Origin of the sequence: Streptomyces sp. NPDC050704, assembly GCF_040654355.1 — a bacterium.
Lineage (GTDB): Bacteria > Actinomycetota > Actinomycetes > Streptomycetales > Streptomycetaceae > Streptomyces.
This window is the reverse complement of record NZ_JBFAHW010000008.1, coordinates 36,449-63,235: the sequence shown is the minus strand read 5'-3', so window position 1 is coordinate 63,235 and position 26,787 is coordinate 36,449. Positions and strand designations below refer to the sequence as shown.

25 protein-coding genes and 2 pseudogenes are annotated in these 26,787 nt (G+C 68.8%); 14 read left to right on the top strand and 13 right to left on the bottom strand.

Annotation, left to right across the window (positions count from 1 at the left end):
- Window positions 1–46: 46 nt before the first annotated feature.
- Both AB0I18_RS06270 and AB0I18_RS06265 read left to right on the top strand, forming a co-directional pair.
- Entirely contained in the window at window positions 47–340 is a 294-nt protein-coding gene (locus tag AB0I18_RS06270; protein ID WP_363104198.1) for a DUF1778 domain-containing protein, read from the top strand.
- A complete protein-coding gene (locus tag AB0I18_RS06265; RefSeq protein ID WP_363104197.1) occupies window positions 337–735 on the top strand; it encodes a fic family toxin-antitoxin system, toxin component in 399 nt (132 codons plus the stop codon). The genes AB0I18_RS06270 and AB0I18_RS06265 overlap by 4 nt, the downstream gene beginning before the upstream one ends.
- A gap of 152 nt (window positions 736–887) precedes the next feature.
- On the opposite strand, the gene AB0I18_RS06260 is transcribed toward AB0I18_RS06265, so the two are convergent.
- A complete protein-coding gene (locus AB0I18_RS06260) occupies window positions 888–1,340 on the bottom strand; it encodes a hypothetical protein (RefSeq protein WP_363104196.1) in 453 nt (150 codons plus the stop codon).
- Window positions 1,341–1,541: 201 nt separating this feature from the next.
- Here AB0I18_RS06260 and AB0I18_RS06255 point away from each other — a divergent pair, with 201 nt between their 5' ends.
- Entirely contained in the window at window positions 1,542–2,339 is a 798-nt protein-coding gene (locus AB0I18_RS06255; RefSeq protein ID WP_363104195.1) for a DUF899 domain-containing protein, read from the top strand.
- 173 nt (window positions 2,340–2,512) lie between these two features.
- Here AB0I18_RS06255 and AB0I18_RS06250 read toward each other — a convergent pair whose 3' ends face one another.
- Window positions 2,513–3,475 (bottom strand): hypothetical protein, encoded by a 963-nt coding sequence (locus AB0I18_RS06250; protein WP_363104194.1) that lies wholly within the window; start codon window positions 3,473–3,475, stop codon window positions 2,513–2,515.
- A 47-nt stretch (window positions 3,476–3,522) separates the two neighbouring features.
- Complete coding sequence (locus tag AB0I18_RS06245; protein ID WP_363104292.1) at window positions 3,523–4,413, bottom strand: extracellular solute-binding protein; 891 nt, start codon at window positions 4,411–4,413, stop codon at window positions 3,523–3,525.
- Between the two features lie 13 nt (window positions 4,414–4,426).
- Here AB0I18_RS06245 and AB0I18_RS06240 point away from each other — a divergent pair, with 13 nt between their 5' ends.
- Window positions 4,427–4,735, top strand: coding sequence for a hypothetical protein (locus AB0I18_RS06240; protein WP_363104193.1), 309 nt, complete (start codon window positions 4,427–4,429; stop codon window positions 4,733–4,735).
- Between the two features lie 79 nt (window positions 4,736–4,814).
- Here AB0I18_RS06240 and AB0I18_RS06235 read toward each other — a convergent pair whose 3' ends face one another.
- The gene (locus AB0I18_RS06235; RefSeq protein ID WP_363104192.1) at window positions 4,815–5,840 is read right to left on the bottom strand and encodes a substrate-binding domain-containing protein; all 1,026 of its coding nucleotides are present in this window, start codon (window positions 5,838–5,840) and stop codon (window positions 4,815–4,817) included.
- Between the two features lie 197 nt (window positions 5,841–6,037).
- Here AB0I18_RS06235 and AB0I18_RS06230 point away from each other — a divergent pair, with 197 nt between their 5' ends.
- Window positions 6,038–8,218, top strand: coding sequence for a glycogen debranching N-terminal domain-containing protein (locus AB0I18_RS06230; RefSeq protein ID WP_363104191.1), 2,181 nt, complete (start codon window positions 6,038–6,040; stop codon window positions 8,216–8,218).
- 206 nt (window positions 8,219–8,424) lie between these two features.
- Here AB0I18_RS06230 and AB0I18_RS06225 read toward each other — a convergent pair whose 3' ends face one another.
- Together AB0I18_RS06225 and AB0I18_RS06220 are read right to left on the bottom strand one after the other, a co-directional pair.
- The gene (locus tag AB0I18_RS06225) at window positions 8,425–9,384 is read right to left on the bottom strand and encodes a hypothetical protein (protein WP_363104190.1); all 960 of its coding nucleotides are present in this window, start codon (window positions 9,382–9,384) and stop codon (window positions 8,425–8,427) included.
- A gap of 256 nt (window positions 9,385–9,640) precedes the next feature.
- Window positions 9,641–9,906: pseudogene (locus AB0I18_RS06220) on the bottom strand (DUF5713 family protein); the annotation flags it as partial.
- 449 nt (window positions 9,907–10,355) lie between these two features.
- Between AB0I18_RS06220 and AB0I18_RS06215 the strand changes: the two are divergent.
- The 7 genes from AB0I18_RS06215 to AB0I18_RS06185 all read left to right on the top strand — a co-directional run bounded on the left by AB0I18_RS06215 (window position 10,356) and on the right by AB0I18_RS06185 (window position 17,108).
- Complete coding sequence (locus AB0I18_RS06215) at window positions 10,356–11,699, top strand: MFS transporter (protein WP_363104189.1); 1,344 nt, start codon at window positions 10,356–10,358, stop codon at window positions 11,697–11,699.
- 275 nt (window positions 11,700–11,974) lie between these two features.
- A complete protein-coding gene (locus tag AB0I18_RS06210; RefSeq protein WP_363104188.1) occupies window positions 11,975–12,955 on the top strand; it encodes an aminoglycoside phosphotransferase family protein in 981 nt (326 codons plus the stop codon).
- Window positions 12,956–13,221: 266 nt separating this feature from the next.
- Entirely contained in the window at window positions 13,222–13,809 is a 588-nt protein-coding gene (locus tag AB0I18_RS06205) for a hypothetical protein (protein ID WP_363104187.1), read from the top strand.
- Window positions 13,810–14,110: 301 nt separating this feature from the next.
- A complete protein-coding gene (locus AB0I18_RS06200; RefSeq protein WP_363104186.1) occupies window positions 14,111–14,605 on the top strand; it encodes a DUF2617 family protein in 495 nt (164 codons plus the stop codon).
- Window positions 14,602–15,003 carry a DUF4247 domain-containing protein gene (locus tag AB0I18_RS06195; protein WP_363104185.1) on the top strand — a complete coding sequence of 134 codons (402 nt, stop codon included), beginning with the start codon at window positions 14,602–14,604 and terminating at the stop codon, window positions 15,001–15,003. The genes AB0I18_RS06200 and AB0I18_RS06195 overlap by 4 nt, the downstream gene beginning before the upstream one ends.
- A gap of 55 nt (window positions 15,004–15,058) precedes the next feature.
- On the top strand, window positions 15,059–15,496 hold the full coding sequence (locus AB0I18_RS06190) for a DUF350 domain-containing protein (protein ID WP_363104184.1): 438 nt from the start codon (window positions 15,059–15,061) through the stop codon (window positions 15,494–15,496).
- Window positions 15,497–15,503: 7 nt separating this feature from the next.
- Entirely contained in the window at window positions 15,504–17,108 is a 1,605-nt protein-coding gene (locus AB0I18_RS06185) for a polyamine aminopropyltransferase (protein ID WP_363104183.1), read from the top strand.
- 75 nt (window positions 17,109–17,183) lie between these two features.
- Here AB0I18_RS06185 and AB0I18_RS06180 read toward each other — a convergent pair whose 3' ends face one another.
- Window positions 17,184–18,179 (bottom strand): aldo/keto reductase, encoded by a 996-nt coding sequence (locus tag AB0I18_RS06180; protein ID WP_363104182.1) that lies wholly within the window; start codon window positions 18,177–18,179, stop codon window positions 17,184–17,186.
- 133 nt (window positions 18,180–18,312) lie between these two features.
- Between AB0I18_RS06180 and AB0I18_RS06175 the strand changes: the two genes are divergently transcribed.
- Complete coding sequence (locus tag AB0I18_RS06175; RefSeq protein ID WP_363104181.1) at window positions 18,313–19,173, top strand: helix-turn-helix transcriptional regulator; 861 nt, start codon at window positions 18,313–18,315, stop codon at window positions 19,171–19,173.
- A 298-nt stretch (window positions 19,174–19,471) separates the two neighbouring features.
- Here AB0I18_RS06175 and AB0I18_RS06170 read toward each other — a convergent pair.
- Window positions 19,472–19,627: pseudogene (locus AB0I18_RS06170) on the bottom strand (transposase); the annotation flags it as partial.
- Between the two features lie 357 nt (window positions 19,628–19,984).
- Here AB0I18_RS06170 and AB0I18_RS06165 point away from each other — a divergent pair.
- A complete protein-coding gene (locus AB0I18_RS06165; protein ID WP_363104180.1) occupies window positions 19,985–20,797 on the top strand; it encodes an NPP1 family protein in 813 nt (270 codons plus the stop codon).
- A 171-nt stretch (window positions 20,798–20,968) separates the two neighbouring features.
- Here AB0I18_RS06165 and AB0I18_RS06160 read toward each other — a convergent pair whose 3' ends face one another.
- From AB0I18_RS06160 to AB0I18_RS06140, 5 genes are all read right to left on the bottom strand, one after another.
- Entirely contained in the window at window positions 20,969–21,457 is a 489-nt protein-coding gene (locus tag AB0I18_RS06160) for a hypothetical protein (protein WP_363104179.1), read from the bottom strand.
- A 314-nt stretch (window positions 21,458–21,771) separates the two neighbouring features.
- Window positions 21,772–23,160, bottom strand: a complete 1,389-nt coding sequence (locus AB0I18_RS06155; protein WP_363104291.1) for a cytochrome P450 — start codon at window positions 23,158–23,160, stop codon at window positions 21,772–21,774.
- A gap of 317 nt (window positions 23,161–23,477) precedes the next feature.
- Window positions 23,478–23,843 carry a hypothetical protein gene (locus tag AB0I18_RS06150; protein WP_363104178.1) on the bottom strand — a complete coding sequence of 122 codons (366 nt, stop codon included), beginning with the start codon at window positions 23,841–23,843 and terminating at the stop codon, window positions 23,478–23,480.
- Window positions 23,844–24,453: 610 nt separating this feature from the next.
- The gene (locus AB0I18_RS06145; protein ID WP_363104177.1) at window positions 24,454–25,308 is read right to left on the bottom strand and encodes an LLM class flavin-dependent oxidoreductase; all 855 of its coding nucleotides are present in this window, start codon (window positions 25,306–25,308) and stop codon (window positions 24,454–24,456) included.
- Between the two features lie 51 nt (window positions 25,309–25,359).
- On the bottom strand, window positions 25,360–26,415 hold the full coding sequence (locus AB0I18_RS06140; protein ID WP_363104176.1) for an MBL fold metallo-hydrolase: 1,056 nt from the start codon (window positions 26,413–26,415) through the stop codon (window positions 25,360–25,362).
- Between the last annotated feature and the right edge of the window lie 372 nt (window positions 26,416–26,787).

Below are 26,787 nucleotides of genomic sequence, written 5' to 3'. Positions count from 1 at the left end.
ACTACAGTTTGGGCTCCGTGGCGGTACCGCTGGTACCATGAGGGCCATGGAACCCAAGGCGATCAATCTGCGCTTTCCTGATCCTGAGCAGCGGGCGGCCATCGCGGCTGCCGCAAGGCAGGAGGGGGTCAGCATGCAGGAGTACATCCTCTCGGCCGCCTATTCCCGCGCGATCGCCGTCGAGGAGCGGTTCCTGCAGGGCTTCAAGGAGTCCATGGCTCGCAGTGGCGCGGCTTTCGCGGCCGAACCCGGAAGCCTGGATCCCAGCGCTGAGCAGCGGACGGCCGAGCAGGAGTCGCGGCGGGAGCTTGAGCAGCAGGAGCAAGGGCACGCCGCGTGACCCAGCCGGAACCGCTTCACCCGCTCGACGTCACGTTCCTGCTGCATGCCGCCGAGCTGCTTGACGGTGATCCCCAGGTCGACGACTTCGGACCGCTGTACGCCGCTGTCGCACGGGTCAACGCCCGGGCGATGGAGCGCGACATCTACGGGTCGCCGCACCTCAAGGCGGCGGCGCTGCTGCAGACCCTGGCGAAACTGCCGTGCCTTGAGCACTCGAACGAAGCCTTCGCCTGGCACTCCACCGAGGCGTATCTGTTCCTCAACGGGCGGCGGCTCGACTATCCGCCCAAGGCAGCCGTCGCGCTCGTCCGCGACGCCGCCTCCGGAACGCTCGGCGTCGCCCGGATCGCCCGTCAGCTACACGACTGGACCGTCGCCGGATCTGCACCGTAGCCCCGGGCAGGCGTTCTCCACCACGAGCGCGCCCGGGCTGCCTTCAGGGCACGGGCCCACCACACGGGGGACGACGAGCGGCTGGGCGACGTCCCCATTTCGCCCTGCCCGGTTCGGAGATGCCACCCCATTCCATGGCTGTCACCGCATCCTTACCGACCGGCTGATCGCCGCCGTGGCAGATGCGCGTCATGACGGGTGATCAGGGAACTGAGGTCACGGCGGAGAACGGCGCGGGCCGCTTCGGTCGCCTCTCTGTGTTCTTGCCTGGCTGCTTTGTAGTCCGGTGACGGCACGGTGGAGCCGGCGGCAAATATCTCGCGGATCTTTCGAAGCGAGATGTACGACGTGTCGATCGCCGATGCCACCTCGTCCGTTGCGGTGAGGATCAGCCGTTCCCGTGCCTCATCGCATCCCGACTCCCGGAATACCTGCCGAATCCTGGCCGCTCTCGCCTCCGGACACGCATGGTCTTCATCGGCGGCCAACCGCATGTCCTCGTGAGCCCTGCGAAAAGAGACGAGGCAGTCCGCATACAGGTTCCGGAGATCCTGCAGCCTGTTGTCCCTGGTGGTGCGCCGCCAGCGCAGCTGCTCGCCGGCCAAGGTGGCCCCCACCCCCAGCACAGCCCCGAGCGCCGTCCCCACGAGAGTCGCCCACTCCACACCAACGGATCGTGCCATACGCGCACAGGGCACAGAACCAGTACTCCTTAGTACTGCAGTCCTCAGGAGCTGAGCCGGGGCAAGCTGGACCTATGGCCTGCTTCGGCTGATGGTGAGACGAAAACAGCTGGGAGGATCGAGATGACGATGATGGCGAACCTGCCCGAGGTGGTGTCGCGCGAGGAGTGGCTCGCCGCCCGCAAGGAGCTGCTGGCCAGAGAGAAGGAGCTCACCCGGGCGCGCGACCGGGTGAACGCCGATCGGCGGCGGCTGCCGATGGTGCGCGTCGACAAGCCGTACACCTTCGAAGGCCCGAACGGGACGGTGGGTCTGCTCGATCTGTTCGAGGGGCGGCCTCAGCTGGTCATGCACCACTTCATGTGGACCTTCGACATCGATGCCGACGGCACTGAGCACCCGCGCGACACCGGCTGCTCCAGTTGCTCCTCCGCGGCTGACCAGATCGGCAACCTACGGCAGCTGCATGTCCGCAACACGACGCTGGTCGCGGTGACCCGGGCGCCGCACGAGAAGCTCGCCGCGTTCCGCGAGCGGATGGGCTGGACCTTCCCCTGGTACTCCTCGTACGGAAGCGACTTCAACTACGACTTCCACGCGACGGTCGATGACCGGGTCGCGCCGGTGCAGATCTTCCACCGCAACGAGGCCGAGATGGCCGCGGCCGGGATGCCGTGGTCGGAGAGCATGCGCGGCGACTGGCCGGGCATCAGCGCGTTCCTGCGTGTCGGGGACGAGGTGTTCCACACCTACTCCACGTTCGGCCGCGGTATCGAGGAGTTCCACAACGGTTACCCCCATCTCGACCTCACCGCGCTCGGCCGCCAGGAGGCGTGGGAGGAGCCGAAGGGCCGAGCGGCCCCCCTCCGCCTGCACGTCGGCAGTCCCGCCCTGCGCCTCCCCGACGAATACGACGCCTGACGATCGTCGCTGGGCTCGGGGCGTACCGCATATACGGGTCCTGTCCACGCCACAGCGACCAAAGTCGTGCACTGACCATTGATCACGGCGAACTCCCTTGAAGGGGAGGCATTTCTGCCGGGGAGGTCCGGCACGGGCTTCAACCGCCCGACCGGCGTCCGGGGTCTCCCCCGCTAGCCCTTGGTGGCGCCTGCCGTGCCGCCGCGGACGAAGTGCCGCTGGAAGGCGAAGAACACCAGCGCTACGGGGGTGGTCATGAGCAGGGCCGCCGCGAGCTTGATGGGGTACTGGTTGCCGTCACCGAGCTGGCCGGAGACGAGGGAGGCGACTCTGAAGTGTTGCGGCCACAGCGACAGCGGGTGGCTGGTGGCGTCGGCGTCGGTCTTGAAGCTCGTCGCGAGCTGGATGAGGAAGGGGTAGATGTAGAGCAGCGCGATGGCGACGAGGGCGAGATGGATGATGCCGCGCGGATCGGCGAACCAGCCCGGTCCGTCGACTCCGATCTTCGCCAGCAGGGAGTTGACGACACCGCTGGAGGAGAAGAGGAACAGGAAGACGACCGAGCTCGTCACCGCCGGGAAGTAGTAGGCGGTGCGGAAGAATCCTTTGCCCTTCAGCCGTCGCCCGTTGACCAGGAGCGTCAGGCCCAGCGCGAGCGCGGTCTGCAGCGGGACGACGAAGAGCACGTAGTAGCCGTTGTTGCGCAGGCTCATCATGAAGTCGCTCTGTGCCAGGCCGGGCTTGGTGAGCAGCGGCTCGTAGTTCTGGCCGCCGACGAAGTCCACTCCTGACGAGAAGGGGCTGCCCTGGCCGTTCCAGTCGGACAGGCTCACCCAGAGCGCCATGACGATCGGCACGACCAGGAAGAGTCCGAGCACGACGAGAACGGGTGAGACGAACAGCCAGCCGGCGAGACCTTCCCGACCTCTGATGCCGCCGCGGGGGGCTCGCGTGCGGCGGCCTCCACCGGCTCCCCCACGGACTTCTCCACCGGCCTTGGCGCCGTCCGGACCGGCATACTTGTGGCGTCCGCGCGGCACGGATGACGGGGCGTGGGCCTTGGCGGTGCCTGCCGGGCGGGCCGTTGCCGGGCCGCTACCCGGGCCCTGCGCGGGCCCGGGGTTCGGTTCGCTCATCGCAGATTCACTCTCGTTCTGTCCGTACCGGATCCGGGGTGTCCGGGTCACTGGCCCACGACCGCCTGTGCGTTCTTCTGAAGTCGCGCGAGGATCTGCTTCGGATCGGCGTTGGGCAGTCCCTGAAGGGCGGTGTCGAAGTCGACGAGCACCTGGTCGATCTTCGGAACGTTCACCGGGGCCTGGGCATACGCCGCGCCGTCGATGAACGCCTTGTCCTGCGGGAGCTGGGCGACGTAGTCGGCCTCAGCGGACTGCCGTGACAGCATCACGCCGAGCGTCTTGGCGAAGTTCAGCTCGGCGTCCTTCTCGGTCATCGCCTTGACGAAGTCGATGACCGCGGCCTTGTTCTTGCTCTTGGCCGCGATGCCCCAGCACTGGGTGAAGGCGAGCGTGCCCTTGCCTGCGGGGCCGGACGGGAGCGGGACCGTCTTGTACTTGACGTCCGGGTAGTCGTTCTTCATGGCGCCGGCGATCCAGTTGCCCTCGATCGTCATGGCGGCCTTCTGCTTGCCGAAGGCCTCGCCCGACCAGCCGGAGTCGAGCTGCTTGGGGTACTTGGTCGAACCGTCGGCGAGCAGCGACCGGACGTACTTCAGAGCCTTGAGGTTCTCGGGAGAGTCCGCGGTGACCTTGGTGGCGTCCTTGTTCGTCACCCATCCGCCGGCCTGGACCATGAAGGCACCGATCCGGTCGCGCGTGTCACCCAGTACGAGACCGGCCTGCTTGCCCGTGGTCAGCTTCTTCGCCACAGCCGCCAGTTCCTCCCAGGTGGTGGGGATATCGGCGTCCGTAAGGCCGGCCTTCGACCAGGCTGTGGTGTTGATCTGCAGGCCGAGTGTGGAGAAGTCCTTGGGAACGCAGTAGAACTTGGCGTCGACGTATAAGACGTCCGGCGGGTTGTTCGAGGCGAAGCCCTGTCCGAGCTGCTGGGTGATGTCCTGGGCCTGGGTGACGGTCGCCTTGTTGCCGGACTTCGTCGCCCATGCCTGGGCGGCATCCTTGACGGCGTTCGTCTCGGCGTCGCCACTGGAGGCGATGAGGACCTTGATCGAGGCGGGACCGGCCGACTCCTGGCTGTCGTCCTTGCCGGAGTCGTCGAACCCGCTGCCGCAGGCCTACAGGCTCAGCGACAGCAGCGCGACGGCACCAACCGCCCAGCATGTACGCGGATTTCTCGTGATAAATCTCCTTTCGCAGGCCGACCTGACGAGCCGGTGGCAGAGGGGACCGCATCCCGTCGGCGCACTGTGGCGGTGAACGGGAGCGCGGGTGTGGGACGAACGGACCTACGGAGCCGCTCGACAGGTGGAGGAACGTTCGGGTGGGGCGGGGCGGCTCAGCCGCTCGCCCGGACGACGAGCCGGGGCGGCAGCAGGACAGGGGTGGGCGGGATCGCCGACGGTTTGGGAGCCGCCAGCAGTTCCTGGAGCATCCCCAGGCAGGCGGAGGCGGCCTCGTCGTACGGCTGCGCCACGCTGCTCAGGCCGACGACCGCCGCGGTCGGGGAGTCGTCGAAGCCGACCACCGCGACATCGGCCCCGGGGCGCAGTCCACGCGCGGTGATCTCGGTCCAGGCCCCGAGCGCCAGCGAATCGCTCGCGCAGACGATCGCGGTCGGCGGAGTGGACAGGTCGAGCATCGCCGCAGCTGCCTTGCGACCGGTGTCGAGCCCGTCGGGGACACCCATCTCATAGCCGGCCGGGGTATCGATTCCGGACACGGCGAGGAGGGTGGCCCAGCCGCTGCGACGGTCGTCGCCGACCTCTGAACCTTCCGGCCAGCCGAGGAAGGCGATCCGCTGGTGGCCGGTCTCGATGAGGTGCCGGGTCGCGGCAAGGGTTCCTTGCGCGCCGTCGACATCGACCCAGCCATGCCGTTCGGCGGCATCGGCTTCAGCTCCCCAGGGCCGGCCGAAGGTCACGAACGGCACCTGGCGCTCGGCGAGCCATGCCGTCCGGCGGTCGCCGGCATGGGTGGTGTGCAGCACGAAGGCGTCGAGGTCGTGATCGTCGAGCAGCTGCTCGTACAGCGAGCACTCGTGGTCGTCGTCGGTGGCCGTGAACACCACGATCCGATAACCGGCCACCTGGGTGCGGGCGGTCAGCGACTGCAGGAACTGCGCGAGGACGGCACCGTTGACGCCGTCGCGCGGCGGCTCTATACGCGCGCCGATCAGACGTGAACGCCGGGTCCGCAGGGTGCGGGAAGCCTGGTTGGGGCGGTAGTTGAGTTCCTCGATGGCGGCCTGCACGCGGGCCAGGGTCTCCGGGCGCACCCGATGCGGCGCGTTGAGGACGTTGGAGACAGTCTGCGCCGACACGGAGGCACGCCGCGCCACGCTTTCGAGTGTTGCCCGCGCCATCGCGAAGCCACCTCCATCAGTTCACTGCGTCGCAGCGTATCGCCGTCCCGGCGTCGCACTGTATCGCCGTCGCATTCGGATTTGAACGTTAAATTTAGCGTTCCAATCGGTTACCGTGGCGATCGCCGCTCGGACTGTCAAGAGGCGGCGCAGTCACAAACCGCCCACGAGACACCAGGGCACCGAACGGAGCTTTCATGACTTCACCTGAGCGGCAGCCGCTCCTGCACGATCTCGCGGTCACCCTCGCCGCCCCGACCGTCGTGCTGTCCAGGCCGGACGGCAACCTCGATGCCGCCGCTCCCGGGGCCGGCGTGCACGGGCTCTTCCACGCCGACGTGCGCGCGGTGAGTCTGCTGCGCGTGACGCTGCGCCCCGTCCGCGCCCCGTCCGGCGAGCATGCCGGGAAGGCGCCTCCGGCAGTCGGCGGGGACGTCGAGGGCGTACCCGGCGGGGACGGCGCGGGCTGGCTGCCGGTCGTCGCGGTCATGACCGCGACGGACGGGCCCGGTCGCAGCCGTTTCGTGGGCTTGGCCCAGGCGCTCGGCGACGCCGTTCCCGACCCGACCGTCCGGGTCGACCGACGGCGCACCGTCACTCCCGGCCGGCTCACCGAACAACTGACCGTCCGCTCCACCGCGACGGCGCCAGTACGTCTCGCCGTCCGGGTCGAAGTCGCCGGAGACCTCGTGACACTGGAGCACGCGAAGGCAGGTCTGGCGCCTCGCTCCCCCGCCGGGCCGACGCGCGAACTGTCGTCCGGCGCAAGCGGATTGCGCTGGGGCGACGGGACAGTCGCCGTCACCGTCAGCGCCCCCGGCTCGGTGCCCGACGCGGAGCGGTCCACGCTGACCTGGACCCTCACGGTCGAGCCCGGCGAGAGCGTCGACCTGCACCTGGCCGTAGAGGTCTCGGAACCCGAAGCGGTCCTCACGGCCGCCGCCCCCCGGCCCAGCTGGCAGCGCCCGGATGTCACTGCCGACGACCGCCGGCTGCCCGCCCTCCTCGCGCAGAGCCTGGACGATCTCGAATCGCTGCGGATGGCCACCTCCGCGTCGCCCGGTGACACCTTCCTCGCCGCGGGGGTGCCCTGGTTTTTCACGCTCTTCGGCCGGGACAGCCTGTGGGCCGCACGGATGCTCCTGCCGCTGGGCACCGACCTGGCACTGGGCACCCTGCGCGCCCTGGCCACCCAGCAGGGCACCCGCACCGACCCGGCGGCAGAGGAAGAACCCGGCAAGATCCTCCACGAAGTGCGGCGCGGACTCTTCGACGACGGCCAGGGCCTTCGCCTGCCACCGGTCTACTACGGCACGGTCGATGCCACCCCGCTGTGGATCTGCCTGCTCCACGACGCCTGGCGCTGGGGTCTGCCCGCCGCCGACATCGAACCGCTGCTGCCCGCGCTCACGGCGGCGCTCGACTGGATCGACAACGCCGCCAAGACCGGAGACGGGTTCCTCTCCTACGTCGACCACACCGGCACCGGGCTGGCCAACCAGGGCTGGAAGGACTCCGGCGACGCCGCCCGGTTCGCCGACGGCCGCCTCGCCGAAGCGCCGCTGGCTCTGGCCGAAGTACAGGGCTACGCCTACGAGGCCGCCCTCGCCGGGGCGGCGCTGCTCGACGCGTTCGCCCTGCCGGACGGTGAACGCTGGCGGACCTTCGCGGCCGGCCTTGCCGCCCGCTTCCGCGCCCGCTTCTGGGTCTCCGACCAGCACGGTCCGTACCCGGCCATGGCGCTCGACGGCTCGGGCCGCCCGGTCGACGCCGTCACCAGCAACATGGGCCACCTGCCGGCCACCGGCATACTCGACGCCGACGAGGTGGCCGCCGTCGCCGCCCGGCTCGCGGCCCCCGACATGTCCGACGCCTTCGGACTGCGCACGATGTCGTCCCTCTCCGGCGGCTTCGGCCCGCTGCGCTACCACTGCGGCGCCGTCTGGCCGCACGACACCGCCATCGCGGCCGCCGGCCTCGCCCGCACCGGACACCCCCGGGCCGCCGCCCGGCTCGTCGAGGGCATCCTCGCCGCGGCGCCGGCCTTCGACTACCGGCTGCCCGAACTGTGGGGCGGCGACGCCCGCGCGGACACCCCCGCACCTGTCCCCTACCCGGCCGCCTGCCGCCCACAAGCCTGGTCGGCGGCCTCGGCCGTCGCCCTCATCACGGCGCTGACCGGACTGGAGCCCGACGTACCCGCCGGCCGCATCCTTCTCCGTTCGACAGGCCCACTCCCCGTCGGCGCACTCGCGGTCCGCGGGCTCACCATCGCCGGAGAACGACTCGACCTCACCATCGACTCCGACGGCCGGGTCGAGTCGGTAACAGCCCCTGCGGGACTGACCGTCGAGGAACACGCGGCTGTACAGGCCTGAGCCCTCCTCGACCCGAGTGCAGGTGACCGGATTCGTGCTCTCTGAGCAGCGTGAGAGGTCCTGGCCCTGCGACACGGGTGACGGAGGGTGGCGCTGTGGATGCCTTTGTCCAAGTAGGAGTTGTTCGACCGACGGCGACGCGGCGCCCCTGACAACCTTGACCTCATTGCCATGTGCCCCGCCACCCCTGCCGTTGCGGTGCGTCGTCAGTCGGTCAGGGGCTGCCACCGGTCTTCCTGTGCGGGGCCGATGCTGCTGCGCCACACCAGCGCCCCGCCGATCAGGCCGGGCTTGTCCCGGGTGGCCAGGGCCGGGTTTTCGAGCATGTCGGCCGCCTCTTCCAGGTAGGTGACCAGGGTGTCGAGTTCTTCGCCGGGGGCTTCGTTGTAGCGGGACCAGCGGCCCAGGTAGCCGGTCGCGGCGTCCAGGTACAGCCCCATAGTGCTGTCGGCCGGGCCCAGAGCAAAAACCGGAATCCAGGTTGCCTCCCACACGGTGATCCGCTCCTCTTCGGGGCGGTCGATGTTGAGGGCGTCCTGGCGGGCCTGGGAGTCCATCTTCAGCCGATAGCGGGCGGCCACGGCGTCCAGGTTCATCAGAGCCATGTTCCCCGGAAGGCACCCCCAGCCGTTACCCCCGTCGTCGCCCGCGGTCAGCAGCCACAGGACGTGCAGTTCGACGGGTATCCGGATGCCGAGGTCCTCTTCCAGGGCAGCGATGGCGGCAGGGCGGGCACCGGGACGGAGCGCGGCACAGGAGTCGGGGGCCTGGTGCTGGAGCCAGCCGGTGATACGCCGCCAGGCATCGGCGACCTCCCGCACGGTGAGCGCGGCGGCAGCAGGATCGGCAGGTCGGTCCTGGTCCCGGCCCTGGTCCGGCTCCTCGTCCCGTTCTCCGGCGTCCGCGGCGGGCTTCGCGGAGAAGGCCGGATTCACGTATCGGATCTCGATACGGTCGGACTCCCGGATGTAACCGACGGTCAGGACAGGACAGTCCTCGAACAGGTCACCGTCGACCGTCACGGTGAGGATGCCGGGCAGACTTGAGGGCCGGCCCATGTCCGGGTCGTCGGCCAACTGGCCGGCCAGGACCTTCAGTGCGTAAGGGACACCGGCTCCGAGCCGGGCGGCGGTGTCACGTAGGAGCGGGGGAATTTCGACGTTCACGGCCTGGCACTCCTTGCTCGTCGGATGGAGGGAGGTGCCCCTCGCCTTTCAACGGTTCCGGCGAGCGCCCCGGCCATCAGGTCGCCCAGCGGTCCGGCTGCCGTCCCGGCGTCATTCACAGCCACGACGAACATCTTGCCGTCGCCCAACTCCAGCCACACCGCCAGTCCGGACCGCAGCACGAGTCCGCGCCGTTCCCCAGACAATCCGGAATCCGTGAAGCACCGGCGGCCGGACGGTCGGCCCGTCGCACGCCTTCCTCGCCCACCTCCTCGCGGGCCACCCTCTCGAACTCGCTGCCGACGGCCTCGAACTCGGCCGCCAGGGCGCTGAATTCCTCGGTGGCGGCCTGTGCGAGGGCGTAGAGCGTGGCCAGATCGGGGGCGGGTCCGCCTCGATGCGCTCGCACAGCCGGAGCGGGATCACCCTTCCCTGGTCCACCACGCGGTCGGGGTGGTAGTCGTCCTCGTAAAGCCCCTGCAGAAAGAGGTGTTCGTTCCCTTGCCGGCTGCTGATGGGCACGTTGCTTCCCGTCCTTGCTCGACGAACCCTGACAGCTTGATCGTGTACCAAGGCACTGACATCAACGCCTCCCGAGCAGCAGCCCGGTCTCGTCCCAAGCCTCCTCATCCGGGCGGGCGCCACCTGGTCGAGGTGGCCCGAGCGAGGTCCAGCCATAGTCGGTTCACCGTCGTGCGGTGCCCCGGGCTTCGGTAGGATCGGACTCATGTCTGGAGCTTCATCCGCGGCCGCTGCTGCTGCCGCCGCTGTGACAAGGACACTCCGCTAGCGGCGGAGCGTTCCTCTCACATCTGCTGAACGCTCTGTCGCTTCGTGACCGGACCGGAGCGGCCTGCTGTGCTGCCCGGAATTCTTCTTCCGAGCTTCGGAGCGTCCTAGTGTTTCCAGGCATTGTCTCTTCGCGCCAGGACTCGTCGTCCCCGGTGCGGGCATGGTTGGTGCTGTGCTGCATGGCCATGCTGCAGTTCCTCATCGCGGTCGACGTGACCGTGGTCAACGTCGCCTTGCCGTCCATCGGCGCCGACTTCGGCGTAGACGGTCGTCAGCTGACCTGGGTGGTCGTCGGATATACGATCACCGGCGGCGGGTTGCTGATGCTCGGTGGCCGTCTGGGTGACGTGCTCGGCCGGCGTCGCATCCTGTTGCTCGGGACGGCGGTCTTCGGATCCGCATCGCTGCTGGCCGGGCTTGCGCCGTCCTTCCCCCTTCTCGTAGCGGCAAGGCTGCTGCAGGGGGCCGGTGAAGCCATCGCGTTGCCGACGGCGATGGCCGTGATCGTCCTCATGTTCCCGGAAGGGCCGCGCCGGACACGGGCGTTGAGTGTATGGGCGGCGGTGGCCAGCTGCGGCCTGGTTCTTGGCTTCGTCCTCTCCGGGGTCATCACGGAACTGTTCGGATGGCGGTGGATCTTCCTCACGTCCGTGCCTTTCATCCTGGTCGTGCTCCCCGCGGTGGCCCTCCTCGTCCCGGCTGATCCGCCGGTCAAGCGCACACCGCTGGACCTGCCCGGATCACTGCTGCTGACCGCGGCTCCGCTGCTGTTCGCCCTCGGGGTCGTTGAAGCAGGGGAGGAAGACGGCACGCTGCCGTGGCTACCGCCGGCGATACTGTCCGGTGCGGTGATCGCCGGAATCCTGTTCGTCATGGTTGAGCGTCATACGGCGAACCCACTCGTCCCGCTCAGGTTCTTCCGCAACCGGCCACGGGTCCTGGCGAACCTTGCGACCGCTCTCCTGAGCGCGGCACTGTCCACATCGTTCCTGCTGTTCACCTACTACCTGCAGGACCGGCTGGCGCTCGGTCCTCTCGAAGCGGGCCTGGCGATGCTGCCCTTGGCCGTGTCCCTCGTTGCGGCGTCCGTCTTCGTTCCGCAACTGCTCGGACGCTGGGGCGCCCAGGTCTGCGCCCTGGCCGGGATCGGCTTCACAGTACTGGCCATGGCTGCCCTCGCCCTCGCCGCACACCTTGAAGCGGATGCCCCCGCGATGATTCCGGCGATGCTGCTCATCGCGGCCGGCATGGGCTTTGGGCTTGTCGGCTTGCAGTACGCCGCGGTGACCGGGGCCACTGAGAACGACGCCGGCATCGCATCCGGTGTCCAGCGAGCCGCGGACCAGCTCGGCGGCTCCACCGGGATCGCCCTCTACGTCGGCATCGGGTTCGCCCCCGCGTCGACCGGCACCGTCCCGTTCCTCACAACCAGCCTTCTCGCCATCGCAGGACTTGCGGCGGCCGGGATGGTTGTCCGGCGTATTGCCCTGCCTGCCTCTCGGTCCGAGGAGCCGGCCGGATGATTCGCTGACGGGGTGCGCCCGGTCGGCAGACCGGACCGGGCGCACCCTGGCTGCAGAAGTTCTCGCGGAACCTCCGGCCTCAACCGGCAACCGCACCCGGACCAACCCCGCTCGCCTGCGGGCCCGTTGGCCCGGGCTGCGCGGCGGGCCTGAACACCTTCGAAGGCCAGGACAGCAGCCGGCGCCGGCGACGCCCAGGGCATCAAGTCGCCATCGCGAGAGCAAGCGCTGTCTTATAGTCAGCGCTGGCCATCAGCATCCGGAGAGGCACCTGCATGCACGACAACGCCGACTTCTTAGCGGAGACGTACACACTCGGCTCCGGACCGTGGACGGTGGCACCGATCACCCGTGGCGCATTGGGCCAGATCTGGAAGTTGTCCGGAAACGGCTCGTCGTGGGCGATAAAGGAACTCCTCTTCGGCTGCAACGAAGAACAGGTCCGCCGGGAGGCCGCATTACGGCAGGCCGCGGAGAACCTGGGCATCGCATCACCGCGGCTCATCCCCAATGGCCACGGCGCATACGTCTCCCAACTCGCCCCCTCTGCCGGCGGGTCCTACGTCAAGCTGTACGACTGGATCGACGGCACCACGGCGGACGCCTCCGATCCCGACATCCTGGACTGGTTCGGCCGGGCCATGGCACTGCTCCACAGGGCGGGAGAAGGCGCGGCTGAGGCACCGAATTCCTGGTACGAACAGTGCCCCCAGGAGGCCGATTGGAAAGACCTCCACAAGAGGGTTCAGCAGGCCGGCCTTCCGTGGTCGGACGCGCTGGGCCGGTTCATCGCCACTTCCGCGGCGGAGCTGGCGCAATGGGTGACCCCGGCCGGCCCCGACGATTTGGTGACGTCGCATCTCGACCTGCAGCCCCAGAACGTGCTGGTCGGCGCGGACGGACCGGTTCTCCTCGACTGGGACAACGCCGGGTCCGCTTCGGCGGAACGAGAGTTGGCACGCGCCGTGTACGTATGGTCGGGCCGCAACCGGATGAACCTCGATTCCGCCCGGCGACTGGCACGGGCCTACCGGAGCGCCGGAGGCCAGGCTGCCGTCAAAGGGCCACAGTCGTTCTCGATGCTTTTCGCGACGGACTTGAACTTCATCCACGTGCAGGCCGAGTGCGCCATCGACCCGACCGTGACCGCCGCGCAGCGAGAGTTCGCAAGCAACCTGGTCGTCGCTTCCTTGCGCAGCCTGCCGGACCTGGCGGCCATCTCCCAGCTGACCTCAGCTCTCGATGCGGTGTGGTGAACAGCTGTGGCACGGGGCCGCGCACGGCGCGACGACGCCCGTCTGCCAAGACGTGATCGTGAGGATGCGGGCGAACCGCGAACCGCGACCGGACTGCCCGGGCAACTGGCCGGCCGGGCGTACCGCTGCACGCCTACCTCGATCCGCCCCAGGCGGCATTCTTCGAATCACCGCCGTCGGTCCACCGCACCGGATTGCGTTCTCCTGGGCAAGCGGGTCCGGCCGGCTCCGTGATCGATGTCAGTTGTGCACGGTACGTTCCGCACATGGGCGTGTATCTGGTCAGTGTCGGTGCGGAGGAATGGTTCGACGACGGGGAAAACGGGTGGGGCGAAGTCGCCTCGGCGCTCAACGCGGAGTTGAGGCGGCGAGGCCTGCCGCCGTATGAGGCCGTACCTGAGGAGCCGGACTTCGTACGTGGTTCAGGGCAGGCTTTCGAGGAGAAGCTGACCCCGTCCATGACCGGTTTCTTCGCGTTGTGCCAGGCGCACCTGTCGCCAGAGGAATCGGAGACTCTTTGCGGCTGGACGGTGCTTGTGCCTCTGTCTCTCGACGGGGAGATCTTGTTGCCCATCGAGTCCGGCTACAGCGATTCGACCATGGTCGCCGGCGCTCCTCGAGCGCTGGCAGTCGCGGAGAAACTGGTGGCGGCCATCGACCTGCCGGCCGAGACTCCGGCGACGTGCGACAACCTCGACCTGACCATGTGGTTCAGGGAGCGAGAAGCGACGGAACTGGCCGCCACTCGACCGGGATTGTGGAGCGATGACCTGGACACGGCCTTCTACGTGGCGCTGTTCCTGCGTGCTGCCCAGCACTCGATCCGGCGCGGCTGTCCCATCGTCTGTGCCTGACATCCGTCTTGGGTCCCGCCGGCCTCCTGACGGAGATCACCCGCAGCTCGTCCAACGGGCCCTGATGGCGAGCCAGTTCGTCAGGCAGATCCGGCGGCGAGGTCGGCGACCTCGCGCGCATACGCCGTCGAATCGCAGGCAGCGTACCCCTTGATGTGACTCATGTGCCCTGTGCCATACTCAGCGACGCTTTCCGCAGTTTCGGAGTCGGGGGATCATCGTTGAAGTTCGAGCATGCCGTCCTGGGCGGCGTACCCACTGCCGTCGTGGGAGCCCCGACCAGCTGTTCCGGTGGCGTCAGATGAACGGCATAGCGCTTTCGACTCCGTATCGGGACACCGACACCGACCAACTCTCGTTCACGCTCGGCTACCCCGCGTGTGAGGCACTCGCCGTACGCGACCTGACCATTGGCGGGATCGACGTGCAGCTCAGGCTCCTGGGCGCCTCCCATCAGGTCTTCGCGGGGCCGGTCCGGGAAACCGTGGCGTGCTTGCCCGGCGTCGAGGGGGGCCTGCCGGACAGCGCCGCTCGGGAATTCCACGGCTGGCAGTACTCCTTCAGCGCCCGCGTCCAGGACTTCACCGCACCGGAGTTCAGCGCGCAGGTGGAACGTATCCGCAGCCGGTCGGACGAACACCCCTTGGCGCTGTACGGAGTCTTCCCCGGCTCCCCCGAGGCAGTGACCGCGATGACTGTCCAGGGACAGAGCACGTGGCTTGGCTGGCGCACCTGGCACACCTACCCGCAAAGCCGCCGGATCGTGGCGACACGCACCCGGCTGGAGGCCCGATGAAGACCGTTAGACGCATCAGCGTGGTGTCACTTGCCGCGGTTGCTCTCGCCGCCTGTTCGGGGAGTTCGGACGGCGGCAACGAAGTACCGTCGAGCTGGATCCGCCAGGAGTACCGCGGAGGCGGCGTGGGCTATGTCGACCGGAGCGACACGCCTTCCGAGGTCGGGGACGAGATCCACGGCCACAAGTCCTCCCAGGACCGTGTCAGCGACGACGGCAGGGTCTTCCTGCGCTACCGCGACGACATCGTGGCCATCACCCCCTTCCAAGGTGGCAGCCGGATCGAGGTCGACGACTACCGCAGGGGTTACACGCGCTGGCGGCCCCACATCGGGTCCGTGTGGCCGGATCCGGACAGCGACGCGTTCCGCGGCGGTGGCCCCGGCGCCGGCAAGTGACCCACCGCAGTACTCCCCCATCCGAATCCTCGACGAGTCTTCGAAAGGCATCCCTGTGGCAGAGATCTTGGAGTCGGCAGGCACCGCCCTGCTCTACGGACTGGCCGGCTTCGTCGTGATGGCGGTCGGCTTCATCGCCCTCGACCTCGTCACCCCCGGAAAGCTCGTGCACGTGGTGTGGACGGAACGCAACCGCGGCGCCGCGGTACTCCTCGCCGGCCAGACGGTCGCCATCGGCCTCGTCGTCGACCAGTCCATCAGGTCGAGCGAATCCGAAGAAGGCCTCGGCTACGGCCTGTTCAGCACCCTGCTGTACGGCCTCGCCGGCGTCGCCGTGATGACGCTGATCTCCTGCATCGTCGGTCTGCTGACCCCCGGTCGCATGGGTGCCGCGGTGCTCGACGACAACGGTGACCGCCCCCACCCCGCCGCCTGGGTCCAGGCAGCGATGTATATCGGCACGGCCTTCATGGTCGGCGCCGCCGTCTCCTGACCTCGCCATGGGCACCGCAGTCACGGACGACACAACTCCGGCCACGGCCCCGGCACAGCCCCCCGCGCCCTACTCGCGGGGGGCGCGTTTCCTGCTGCTGCTCGCGGTGTTCGTCTGCGCGGCCTGCGGCCTGGTCTACGAACTGGCGCTGACGGCGCTGGGCAGTTACCTCATCGGCAACTCCGTGATGCAGACCTCCGTGGTCATCTCCGTCATGGTCTTCGCCATGGGCATCGGTTCTCTGGCCGCCAAGCCGCTGCAGCGGCGCGCGGTCGGCGCCTTCGTCCTGGTCGAGGCAATGCTGGCCCTCGTCGGGGGCCTGTCAGCGCTCATCCTGTACGTGTCGTTCGCCTGGCTGCGGCTCTACATGCCCGCCATGGTGACGGTCTCCTTCACCATCGGCCTCCTCATCGGGGCGGAGATTCCGCTGCTGATGACGCTGCTTCAGCGGATCAGGCGGCAGGAGGCGGGCAGCGCGGTCGCCGACATGTTCGCCGCGGACTACGTCGGAGCGCTGGTCGGCGGCCTCTGCTTCCCGCTGCTGCTTCTGCCGACCTTCGGCCAGCTCAAGGGCGCACTGGTGGTGGGGTCGGTCAACGCCGTGGCCGGCGTCTTCGTCGTCCTGTGGATCTTCCGCCACCAGACACGCCGCATTATACGGATTTCGCTGCTGACCGGAGCGGCCGCCGTCCTTGCCGTACTCGGCACGGTGTACGTACTGGCCGAGGACATCGAGGTGAGCGCGCGTCAGCAGCTTTACCGCGACCCGATCGTCCACGCCGAGACCACGCCATATCAGGACATCGTCATCACCCGGTCCACCGCGTTCACCGAAAGCTCCGACACGCGGCTGTTCCTCAACGGCGATCTGCAGTTCTCCTCCGTCGACGAGTACCGCTACCACGAGTCGCTCGTCCACCCCGCGCTGTCGGGAAAACGTTCATCCGTGCTGATCCTGGGTGGCGGAGACGCGCTGGCCCTGCGGGAGGTGCTGCGCTACGACGACGTCGAAGAGGTGACGCTGGTCGATCTCGACCCGGCGATGACGCGACTCGCCCGTACGTTCGCCCCCTTGCTCGAACTCAACGACGACGCGCTCGGCGACCCCCGGGTCACCGTCGTCAACGCTGACGCCTTCAACTGGCTGCGGGACGCCACCCAGCGCTATGACGCGGTCGTCATCGACTTTCCGGACCCGGACACCGCCGCGCTGGCCAAGCTGTACAGCGTGGAGTTCTACCACTTGCTGGGCCAGGTCCTGAATCCCGGAGGCCAGGTCGTGGTGCAGGGCGGCTCTCCGTTCTTCGCCCCCAAGACCTACTGGTCCATCGCCGCCACGATCGGCGAGGCCGGCTACACCACCACCGAGTACCAGGTGGATGTCCCCAGCTTCGGCAACTGGGGTTTCGTCCTGGCCACCGTCGACGCCGGAGGCCGGCCGCCACGGCTGCGGCTGGCCGAGGCCGCCCCGCCGTTGCGTTTCCTGGACAACACCGTCCTTGAAGCCGCCACCGTCTTCCCCGTGGACCGCCGCCGCCAGGACGTTCGGGCAAGCACCCTGATGGATCCCGCTGTACTCGAGTACACCCGACACGAGTGGCAGAACTACTGAGAACTGAACTACTGAGAGCCACTGAGCCAAGAACCGCTGGAGGGCGGCCCGGAGCGGGCCGCCCGAGAGCGGGACTCAGTTCCCCACGCCGAGACCGGCCATGAACGCGGACGGGTATCGGTCACCGCGTGCCGCGCCCGGCGGCACCGCCTTCTCGATCTCGGCGAGGTCGTCCGCGGTCGGGGTCAGCTCCAGCGCGGGCAGCGCCTCGGCCAGCCGTTCGCGGGTGCGGGCGCCGACCAGCGGCACGATGTCCTCGCCCTGTGCGGCAACCCAGGCGAAGGCCAGCTGAGCGACGGTGCAGCCCTGCGCCTCGGCGACCCGGCGCAGCGCCTCCACCAGGGCGAGGTTGTGTTCCACGTTCCCGGTCGAGAACCGCGGGCTGAAGGCGCGGCTGTCGCCGGGTCCTGCGGTGCGGTCGGCGGACCAGTGCCCGGAGATGAGTCCGCGCCCGAGGACGCCGTACGCGGTCAGGCCGATGCCGAGCTCGCGCAGCGTGGGCAGGATCTCAGCCTCCACCGCGCGGGACAGCAGCGAGTACTCGATCTGCAGGTCGGCGATCGGGTGCACGGCGTGCGCCCGGCGGATCGTCGCGGCGTCGACCTCCGAGAGGCCGATATGCCGTACGTACCCGGCGTCGATCATCTCCTTGATCGCGCCCACCGTCTCCTCGATCGGCACCGCCGGGTCCAGCCGGGCGGGACGGTAGATGTCGATGTGGTCGGTACCCAGCCGGGTCAGCGAGTAGGCCAGGAAGTTCTTCACCGCCTCGGGACGACCGTCCTGCCCGCCGAACACGGGGCCCGGTCCGCGCAGTTGGCCGAACTTGACGCTCAACTGGTAGCTGTCCCGGTCCCGGCCGCGCAGCGCCTCGGCGAGCAGCAACTCGTTGTGGCCCATGGCGTAGAAGTCGCCGGTGTCGATCAGCGTGACGCCGGCCGCCAGCGCGGCGTGCACGGTGGCGATACTCTCCGCGCGGTCGGTCGCGCCGTAGGCGCCCGACATGCCCATCGCACCCAGGCCCAGCGCGGAAACGGCGGGGCCGGTGGTGCCCAGGGTTCGTGTCTGCATGGCGTTCTCCTTCGTTTTCGATGTCGGTCTGTCACCCACCGTGCGCTCGTGCCGCGTTGTGCGGGAGCGGAGCGTTCATCATGGGAGCGCCGCTCCCTGGCTCGGCCCGCCGCCGCGAGGGACCATGGGGAGCATGCAACGTGACGAGCTCGCCGACTTCCTGCGCCGCCGCCGCGAGGCGATCCGCCCGACCGAGGTCGGCATCGCCGACGGTCCCCGCCGCCGCACCGCCGGCCTGCGCCGGGAAGAGGTGGCCATGCTCGCCGGCATGTCGGTGGACTACGTCGTACGCCTCGAACAGGGCCGCAGCAGTCAGCCCTCGGCCCAGCTGCTCGGCGCGCTGGCCCGGGCGTTGCGTTTCTCCGACGACGAGCGCGACCACCTGTTCCACCTGGCAGGCCACCGGCCCCCGCCCGCCGACGGGGTGGCCCGCCTGGCCCGCGCCGGCCTGATGCGCATGCTCGACCTGCTCGGCGACACCCCGGCCCTGGTGCTGTCCGACCTGGGCGAGGTCCTCGCCCAGAACCGGGCGCACGTCCTGCTGACGGGCGACCTGACCGGCTTCTCCGGCGACCGGCGCTACGTCGTGTACCGCTGGTTCACCGATCCCGCCGCCCGCGCCGTCACCCCGCCCGAGGAGCAGGAGTACCACGCCCGTCAGCTCGTGGCCGACCTGCGCGCGGCCGTCGGCCGCCGGTCCGGCGACCCCACGGTGGCCGGACTCGTCGACCGGTTGCGTGCCGCGAGCGCCGACTTCCGCCGGCTCTGGACCGAGCACGAGGTAGCGGTCCGGCGCGCCGACCGCAAGACCTTCCGGCACCCGCGGGTGGGCCCCCTGATGATGGACTGCGAAACCCTGGTCACTCCCGACCAGAGACAGCAACTGCTGGTTCTCACCCCGGCGGACGCCGAGACCCGCGAACGGCTGGAGCTGCTGCGGGTGGTCGGCATCGAGGAATTCCCCGCGGGGGCAACGGGCGGTTCCGGACGGTGAAGGGGCCGGCCACGGGGCACCGGCCCGGCCCGGTATTCGGCGGTCCGGTCTGCGGAGTGGGCCGCCCTGGAACTGCAGGAACGCCGGGCGGCCGACGTGCACTTGATCGCTACTGCTGGTGGCAGCCGGCCCGGCCGGGGCTCGTCGACCGGCACGTCAGCGAAAAACCGCCGCCGCCACGTACCGGCCGTGTCCGCGTCCACCCACAACTCCCGCGCGACTGCGACGATCACCGGCGTCTCAGGCCCCGCTCCTCCCACCTTCAAATCATTCTTGTGAGGAATCCCGTGGGCATCAGTCATCGGGAGGAACCGCATCTCGATGTGGCGCCTCCGGTGGAGGCGGCGAAGTAGGACGGGGACCAGAAGTGCTCGCCCCACAGGTAGCGCCGGATGTACTCGGGGTACTCCGTGCGCAGCAGGCGTGCGGAGACTCCTTTGAGGGAGCCGACCAGCCGGAAATGCTCCCGGTGCCACAACATCGCCGATCGCGGCCGGATGGAGTGGGTCCGCGGGGCCGAGTCACAGGCCGCCGCCCAACCGTCGAGGCTCGACCACACCAGCACCCGCACCGCAGCCCCGCACCACGAGATCTCGCAGAAATAGAGGTGTTAGAGACGAAAGCGACCTCTAAATCCTGATCAGTCGAAGTGTGGTGTTGGTGACCGCGGAGGCACGCATCGCCGAACACTCGCCCTCGGAACTGATTGCCCTGGTGAAAGTAGTGACGATCAACTCTCCACCTGCAAGTCTCTCTCCCGCCAAGCCGGATCACCGGCGTCCCACGAGGTAGAGCAAGTGGAGAACCGCTGATGTCGCAAGCAGTCAAGAGCAGCAAGAGATCCCGTCCAGGCCGTCTCGGCCGGGCCGCCGCCGTCGTGGGCAGCGCCGTCGCGCTGACCGTCGGACTCACGGGCAGCGCCAGTGCCGCCGTACTGACTCCGCTGCCCGAGAGCACCACCGCGTTCCAGAAGACCTTCCAGCCGGTGTTCGACTACGACTCCGACGGCTGCCTCCCCGCGACGGCCATCGACATCAACGGCACCCTCAACGGCGGCCTCGACGACAGCGGACCCGTCACCGGCCAGTGCCGCTCGGGCCACCTCGGCAACGCCAACACCTACTCGCGGGTGAAGTGCAACAACGGCTGGTGCGGGATCGTCTACACCCTGTACTTCGAGAAGGACATGAGCTGCGCGGACTGCACCGCCACGTCGCACCGGCACGACTGGGAGGCCGCCGTCCTCTGGGTGCGGCAGGGCGACAGCCTGCCCACGTACGCGTCCGTCTCCGGCCACGGCAACTACACGACCACGACGTTCGACTCGGTCCCGAGGGACGGCGCCCGCCTCAAGGTCGTCTACCACAAGGACGGCGCACTCACCCACACCTTCCGCTTCGCCAAGTCGGGCGAGACCGCTGAGGCCTGGGGCGACGGCGGCTGGGACTTCCCGCGTCTGGTCAGCTGGAACAGCTTCCCGCAGGGCAACAACAACGTGAACCTCCAGACCAGGATGCAGGACCGCACCTGGGGCGATGCCAACTTCCCGCTGAAGGACGGCCGGTTCAACCTCGAACTGGAGCGGGCCAAGCCGTCCGCCATCCCGTTCAACCCCAACGGCTGACGCGCGGTGAAACACCGCGAGGGGCAGCCGGATCCAGCCGCCGGATCCCGGCTGCCCCTCGCACCCGCTTCAGCGGCGATCTCGTGACGAGTTCTCAGGGAAGGGCAGGCCTGCTCTGTTGATCTCCCCCGTCCATTGAGGGGTGTCTGGACCAGGCGGGCTGAGCCGGCGTCACCACGTCAGGGTCAGCGAGCCTCCGACCGACAGCGCGTGCCAGCGGTCGGCGTACTCGTCGAACCGGGACACGATCCGGTCGACCACCGGGGGGATCTCCCCCACCGTCACATACGCCGGCAGCTCCCGCGCATGGCCGTGCCGTACCTCCCACACGGGTACGGAGATGCCCGCCAGCTCCTCCGACCTGGCCATGTCGGCCTGCGCCTGCGGGGACGACTTCACTGGTTTCGACTTGCGGCGCCGGGCGGCCTTGGCCCGCTCCGCGGGGTCGGCGGGCCAGAACAGGCCGTTGTCACCGGCGGCCAGCCGCCCGTAGACCCCGAGCTTGATGCCCGCCTCCACCTCGACGAGGAAGTGCACCAGGTCGTGCGGAAGATACGGATGCCCGCCGGGCCCGTTGCGCGGGGCAAGCGCGGCACCGGTCTCGCGGTGCACGGCAATGTCGTAACTGGTACCGGCACCTTTTGTGAAAACCACGTGCATGCCCGCACAGTAGGTGACCGTCACAGCCGCACGCACCCGGTTTTCCGACGGGCAGCGGGCCCGCCACCCGGGTCGCGGCAGTCTCGGCGCGTCACGGGAAGCGCACCATCGCCGTGTCTTCGGCAACGGCCCTTCGCGGCTGCCGCTCCTGTGCGAGATCCGTGGCGGAATCGCCCGGCTGTCCGCCTCGTTCCTGCTCGGCATCCGTGAGGTCGAGGAACTCAGGCTCCCACCAGCACACCCTCTACCGGCAACGAGCCCGACCGGCCGACAGGTTGACAGCGCCCCTCAAATTCAGGGCGGCGCGTCACGTATCAACGGGCTTGGGGGCGGGCCCGAAGCCGCACTCGCGCCGTCCCCGTGGCCTGAAGCGTGATCCCAGCCACCACGGACACCTCCCTGTCCACCGCCTCCAGCTCGTACGCGCGCAGCAGCACCGCCAGAGCGAGCACGGACTCCAGCATCGCGAAGTGCTGGCCGATGCAGGCGCGCGGGCCGCCGCCAAAGGGGAACCACGCGTAGCGGTGCCGGGCGGCCTCGCGCTCGGGGGTGAAGCGGTCGGGGTCGAAGCGCTCCGGGTCGTCCCACAGGTCCGGGTGGCGGTGGATGACCCATGGCGGGACCAGGACATCGGCTCCGGCGGGAATGACGTGCCCGCCGATCTCGGCGGCTTCGACGGACCGGCGGCCGATCAGCGGAGCGGCCGGGTACAGCCGCATGGCCTCCTTCAGCACCCTCGTCAGATACGGCAGTCGGTCAAGGTCGGCGGCCGAGGGGGTATGCCCGGCCGGCAGACGGTCCACCTCCTCCTGTGCCCGTGCCTGAACCTCCGGGTGCCGGGACAGCAGGTGCAGCGCGAAGGTCATGGACGTCCCGGTCGTTTCGTGACCCGCGATCAGGAAGACGAGGAGTTGGTCGCGGAGTTCGGCGGCGTCGAGGCTGCCGTCCTCTTCGCTGCCGGCCCGGGCGAGAAGGGAGAGCAGGTCGTCGCCGTCGGCGGCAGACGTCGTTCCGGCCGCCCGGCGCGCGGCGATGATCCGGTCGCAGACCGCGTATACCGCGCGGGTCGCCTCCTCGGCGCGGCGGTTGGCCGGGAGGGGCCAGGAGCGCGGCGAGTTGACGGGTGAGAAGCCGCGCCGGAGCAAGTACGCATTGATCACGGGGAAGTTGTCGTGCACGACGTCGGCGGCCGCCTCGATGTCCGCGCCGAAGAGGATGCGCGCCACGGTGCGCAGTGCGAACCGGTCCATCTCCCTGATCACGTCGACGACCGTGTCCCCGTCGGCGTCGCGGGCGGCGCGCCAGCGTTCCACCGTGCTGCCGGCCTCCAGTGTCACCGCTGTGGCGTAGCCGTCCACCTGCCGCTTGGTGAACAGCGGTTGGATGAGGCGGCGTTGGCGAAGGTAGTCGGCGTCCTGGCTGGTGAGCAGGCCATTGCCGATGGACAGCCGTATCTCCTCGTAAAGCCGGTTGTCCTTGCGGAAGTTGGCCGTCTGCGTGGCCAGGACCTGCTGTGCGCCCGCCGCGGAGAAGACGCAGTGCATCACCGAACGCAGTCCTGGCGGGCCTGCGGAGATACGGACCACGTCGCCGTACTCTCGCCGCGCACGCACGAAGGTGTCCAGTGAGTCGCGCTGAAGGTCGAGTGCCGAGCCGAGCAGGGGAATGCCTTTGGGGCCCGGTATCTCGGCGATGGCGGCCATGGGCGGCTTGTCACGCACGGGTGTAGTTCCTCCGCGGAGAAGTTCCTGATCGGGCGGTGAGCTGGTGGCGGTAGTGGTCAGAGGCGGGGCAGCGGCGCCAATGCTCGCGTCCGGTACGGAAGGTCCGCCAGGTCGGCCGACCGCTGCCCCGGAACGGGGTCGTCCCCGTACTGTTCGACGACCGCACGCACCGTTGGTCCCGGCCAGGCAGAACCGTATGGCACCTCGGGTGCTGAGCCGTAGGGCGCAGTGGTCCGGAAAGCGTGCCAACGATCCCCGGGGCACTGCGGGTTCGGACCGGCTCCGGTGGCCGACTCTCAGTTCTGTTCGGCCACCGCCCTGACGAGCTCACCCGCGGTGTCCACCACGTCCAGGGACGTGGGCTCCGTGTGATCCAGCACCGGCACGAGGTCCGCCAGGGCCCTGGCGAAGCAGCCACCGTTCTCGTACGTCATGGCAATGCTTCCCTCCCACAGGGCGGCGCGCACGCGGTCGGCCGAGAGCATGCCGTCAGCCGCGATGTTCGTCGTGAGGATCTCGGCAATACGGCACTCGAGCACGGTCGGCGTCCATGCACCCGACCGCAACTCCGCCAGCAGCGAGCGCACTTGGCGACGGGCGTGGCCGATTGCGACGGGCTCCGGGAAGTGCGGGGCGGGAGACGGCGTGACGGCGACAGACATGGCTGGTCCTGACTGAATCGGTGACGGAATGATCGAAGAGGACGATGGAGTCGGTGGCGGGGGCGGCGTCAGGCGGCGGAGCGTGTCCTGCGGACGGTGGCCGCGAGCTGCCCGTAGAACGCGATCGCATCCTCAACCCCACCACTACCGGCGGGCGGTCCGAGCGGCTCTTCCGGTTGACTTCGAGACGGCGCTCCGCCTCGGTCACCCACCACACCGCTGATCATGTCGGGGCCTCCTGCTCATGAACAAGTTCAATCTCTGCCCATGACCTGCCCATGCGTGGTCACCTGTGCAGATACCGGGCACGGTCGGCCGAGTGGTGGACCTGGCCGGGGGCGGGCGGGTGCTGGACGCCCAGCACCGTCCCGTGAGGCTGCTGCACCGGTCCGCGCCGGTGCACACCACGGCGGGCGCACCGCAGGCACGGTGGTGCCCTCGCCTTCGCCGAACCGGCTTCGGCTGCGTGCGAAGGTCCGCGAGACGCTTGGCCGCGACGCGGATGCGATGCGTGGGCCCAGATCGAGGTCCCCGCCCCACCCGCTCCAAGACCCCACAGCCCCACAGCCGACGAGCCCGGCGGGCCTCACCGCTCAGGGGCCGACAAAGCTCAGAGGACGATGTCGGCGAGCCGGGCCACCTCGTCGATGTCGGCGAGTGCCGGGTTGAAGATGAGCTCGTCGACTCCGAGTTCCGAGTAGGCCTGCACCGCGGAGCGCACCGCGTCGGGCCCGGCGCAGATACCGCTGCTGATGATGCCCATGACCTGCTCACCGGCGGAACTGTAGTAGTCGAGGACGTTTGCTCGTCCCCGCTCCACGTCGCCGAACACGCAGTACGCGATGGCCACAAGCCGCGGCGAACCCTCCCGGCCCGCGTTCGTCCACGCGGCCCTGGCCGCGTCGAACGGCTGCGCGGCCATCTCCGCCGGAACCGAAGGGCCGATGTACCCCGCACCCCAACGTGCCATGCGCTCGAACGAGGCAGGAGCCATGCCGCCGAACATCAGAGGCACGTCGCGCGTGCCGGTGGGCACCAGGGGATTCGACGCACCGTCAACAGTCTCTCCCCGCCAGACGCTCCGGTAGACCTCAAGGTCCTGGTCGAGCCGTTTGCCCGTGCCGCGCGGCCCCAGCCCGTCGACGACGAAGTCGTCGGGACGACCGCCGAGGCCGATGCCGAGAGTGAGACGGTGGCCGGAGACCGCGTCGATGCCGGCGACTTCCTTCGCCAGGAGCGTGGCCGGCCACACCGGGGTGATCATGATGTTACTGATCAGCTCGATCGTGTTCGTAGCGCCGGCCGCGGCGGCGAGTGCGACGGTGTCCATAAGGCCCGGGTAGGAGATACGGCCGACAGTGCCGAGCGACGAAAACCCTGCCGTCTCGGCTTGTGAAGCCCACGCGGGGATGATGGAAGGACGCATCTCACGCACCTGATTCGGCAGCCCTATACCGATCTTCATGTCGAAACTCCCTGAGAACCCGGACAGCAAGGATGATGATTTGGTGAATTACTAATTTCGAACGGCGAAGGGGCCGAGTACATTGGACTCGAGCCGTAGCGACTCGAGCAGTGAGAAGGCGTTCTCCGTGGTGTAGATGTCGACACCGGCCAGTCTGTCGAGGTACTTGGCGATGACGGGGTCCGCCGCCTGCTTGGCCAGGGCGTCCAGGTACGCCTTGTTGATCGCCCATGCGTTGCCGGAGGACTTGTACCGCGCAAGGAACGGAGCGGGATCAAGCGAGTTCAGCGCTGCCCGCAGGCCGGCGTCGAGATCGCTGAGGTACTGCTTTTGCAACTCACCGTCGGCCCGGACACCCAGGCGCCCGAGGTGACCCCCGACAAGGGTTTCCCACGGATAGCCCATGGCGACGTCCACGGCTTTCACCGATCCCTGAACGTCCTGCGCCATGGCGAGGTTTCTGAAGGGGGCCCAGCCCGCGTAGAGCACGTCGACGAGCATCAAGGTCTTCTGCTTCGGCGCGTAGACGAAGATGTTGTCCGGCGAGTGGTTGGGGCCGTGGTAGTTCAACTCCAGAGTCTCGCCTCCCACGTTGAGGACGTAGACGTCTTCGAATGTGTCCTCCGGCGCGGGCCGGTCCGGGTCCCCCGCTCGCTGCAGTATGCGGCGGGTCTCCGTGTGCCCGATCCGTACCACGTCCTTGCCGAAGAGTGCGGACGCCCCGATGTGGTCCGCATGGGAATGCGAGTAGATGAGGTGGGTGACCGTTTCCGGCTTGTCGTTGGCCCGGGCGACCTCCTGGATCGCCCGGAACAGATTCCGTCCGATGGTCGGCGGCGCGTCGACGAGCACCACACCGTCACGAGTCGTCAGGAACATCGCCTGGTAGATGGAGTCCGTGACCCAGTAGAGGTTCCGCTCGATCCGGCCGACGTAGTAACCGTCCTCGTTGAGTGCTGGACCCAGCGCTCCGGGCGGCACAGGGGCGTAGTCCGGCAGGGCGGTCGCGGACCTCGCGTGGTCCGGCGGGGGATTTACGGGTGCCGTGTGGTCAGGCCGTCCCGAGAAGGCGTTCGCCGCCAGGGCTGTTTCGGTTGTGTGCGCCATGGAGAATTCACCAGTTCTGTGTTTTCGCGGAATCACATACCGCGACCGTGCGGACGTCGAATCTCGGCCTGCGTCGGGGGCGCGGGCCGAACGGTGCCGACTCGGCAGCGCGGGACTTCACACATCCTCCGCGGTGGAACCGCTCACACGTAGGCCATGACCCGCTCAATGTCAGCTCATTCGTGCCCACCGTCACAGCCCTGTCAGCCCTGCCCTGCCAACAGCGATGAACAGCGATAGGCATGAAATGAGCGGTAGTTGAACGGCTGTTGATCAGCGACAACAGACATGCTGTCTGCTCAACGACAGGGCCACTGCGGCCCTGCGGCCTCCGCCCTTCAGCGGCCGGAACCGAGCCGAGCCGAGGGCCGA

Coding starts and splice junctions, on each gene's coding strand:
- AB0I18_RS06270 (WP_363104198.1), top strand. CDS start 47: ATGGAACCCAAGGCGATCAATCTGCGCTTTCCTGATCCTGAGCAGCGG.
- AB0I18_RS06255 (WP_363104195.1), top strand. CDS start 1,542: ATGACGATGATGGCGAACCTGCCCGAGGTGGTGTCGCGCGAGGAGTGG.
- AB0I18_RS06250 (WP_363104194.1), bottom strand. CDS start 3,475: ATGAGCGAACCGAACCCCGGGCCCGCGCAGGGCCCGGGTAGCGGCCCG.
- AB0I18_RS06235 (WP_363104192.1), bottom strand. CDS start 5,840: ATGGCGCGGGCAACACTCGAAAGCGTGGCGCGGCGTGCCTCCGTGTCG.
- AB0I18_RS06230 (WP_363104191.1), top strand. CDS start 6,038: ATGACTTCACCTGAGCGGCAGCCGCTCCTGCACGATCTCGCGGTCACC.
- AB0I18_RS06215 (WP_363104189.1), top strand. CDS start 10,356: ATGGCCATGCTGCAGTTCCTCATCGCGGTCGACGTGACCGTGGTCAAC.
- AB0I18_RS06210 (WP_363104188.1), top strand. CDS start 11,975: ATGCACGACAACGCCGACTTCTTAGCGGAGACGTACACACTCGGCTCC.
- AB0I18_RS06205 (WP_363104187.1), top strand. CDS start 13,222: ATGGGCGTGTATCTGGTCAGTGTCGGTGCGGAGGAATGGTTCGACGAC.
- AB0I18_RS06200 (WP_363104186.1), top strand. CDS start 14,111: ATGAACGGCATAGCGCTTTCGACTCCGTATCGGGACACCGACACCGAC.
- AB0I18_RS06195 (WP_363104185.1), top strand. CDS start 14,602: ATGAAGACCGTTAGACGCATCAGCGTGGTGTCACTTGCCGCGGTTGCT.
- AB0I18_RS06185 (WP_363104183.1), top strand. CDS start 15,504: ATGGGCACCGCAGTCACGGACGACACAACTCCGGCCACGGCCCCGGCA.
- AB0I18_RS06180 (WP_363104182.1), bottom strand. CDS start 18,179: ATGCAGACACGAACCCTGGGCACCACCGGCCCCGCCGTTTCCGCGCTG.
- AB0I18_RS06175 (WP_363104181.1), top strand. CDS start 18,313: ATGCAACGTGACGAGCTCGCCGACTTCCTGCGCCGCCGCCGCGAGGCG.
- AB0I18_RS06165 (WP_363104180.1), top strand. CDS start 19,985: ATGTCGCAAGCAGTCAAGAGCAGCAAGAGATCCCGTCCAGGCCGTCTC.
- AB0I18_RS06160 (WP_363104179.1), bottom strand. CDS start 21,457: ATGCACGTGGTTTTCACAAAAGGTGCCGGTACCAGTTACGACATTGCC.
- AB0I18_RS06155 (WP_363104291.1), bottom strand. CDS start 23,160: ATGGCCGCCATCGCCGAGATACCGGGCCCCAAAGGCATTCCCCTGCTC.
- AB0I18_RS06150 (WP_363104178.1), bottom strand. CDS start 23,843: ATGTCTGTCGCCGTCACGCCGTCTCCCGCCCCGCACTTCCCGGAGCCC.
- AB0I18_RS06145 (WP_363104177.1), bottom strand. CDS start 25,308: ATGAAGATCGGTATAGGGCTGCCGAATCAGGTGCGTGAGATGCGTCCT.
- AB0I18_RS06140 (WP_363104176.1), bottom strand. CDS start 26,415: ATGGCGCACACAACCGAAACAGCCCTGGCGGCGAACGCCTTCTCGGGA.